This is a genomic window from Martinezella lusitana, from assembly GCF_010668395.1.
Classification (GTDB): domain Bacteria; phylum Pseudomonadota; class Alphaproteobacteria; order Rhizobiales; family Rhizobiaceae; genus Rhizobium; species Rhizobium lusitanum_A.
Genome location: NZ_WUEY01000077.1, coordinates 1 through 455, shown reverse-complemented (window position 1 = coordinate 455; position 455 = coordinate 1). Strand labels below are relative to the sequence as shown.

General features: G+C 46.8%; 1 protein-coding gene. It reads right to left on the bottom strand.

From position 1 onward, the window contains the following. Nucleotides 1–157: 157 nt before the first annotated feature. A partial coding sequence (locus GR212_RS36590; RefSeq protein ID WP_139550991.1) for an integrase core domain-containing protein occupies nt 158–455 on the bottom strand: 298 nt, incomplete at its 5' end.

Genomic DNA, 455 nt, shown 5'->3' with positions numbered 1-455 from the left:
GGGTAGCCCAGTTCGCGTACGACGGGAGCCAGCTTCTTACCATATTTGAAATAAAGCTCAATGGCGCGGATTTTTTCTTCTTCAGTAAACATGTTTTATCTCCTGAGAGTCCAGGAAATCGTCCGCATCCCCATTTACCGTCTTATATCTGTAGTGGTCAAGTAATATTGGCCACGGTTTTACAGTAAAAACGGTATCTGTTCTCTGATTCTTCCGGCGTCAACCCACCGTTGTAATGGTGAGGCCTGACGCTATTGTAATAATTCAGGATATAACCGCTAATTTGTTGCCGGGCCTCGTCCTTGCCTACGTAACCATCCGTCGGCACCCATTCTGTTTTCAGACTGCGGAAGAAGCGTTCCATAGGACTGTTATCCCAGCAGTTTCCCCGTCGGCTGACACTTTGCTTTATCCTGTAACGCCAGAGAAGCTGTTGATATTTCAGTCCTGTATAC